This is a genomic window from Photobacterium sp. DNB22_13_2 (assembly GCF_052873915.1).
Genome location: NZ_JBNNXU010000324.1, coordinates 1 through 229 on the forward strand (window position 1 = coordinate 1; position 229 = coordinate 229).

1 protein-coding gene is annotated in these 229 nt (G+C 65.5%); it reads right to left on the reverse strand.

Annotated elements, in window-relative coordinates; translation table 11 throughout:
- Window positions 1–229 (reverse strand): hypothetical protein (locus ACVA58_RS28815; protein WP_446513642.1); only part of this gene is annotated, 229 nt, incomplete at both ends.

Below are 229 nucleotides of genomic sequence, written 5' to 3' on the forward strand. Positions count from 1 at the left end.
GACTTGGTACCGCGCACGCCACTGGGCCAGTTCATCACCTCGCTCACCATCCTGCTCGGCTACAGCATCATCGCGTTCCCCACCGGCATCATCGGTGCGGAACTGGTGAACACCATGCGCGAGCGCTCGCCCAAGACACGCATCTGCACGCACTGCGCCACCGAAGGCCACGACGCCGACGCCGTGTTCTGCAAGCGCTGCGCAACCAAGCTGCCGCCCCTTTCCACGG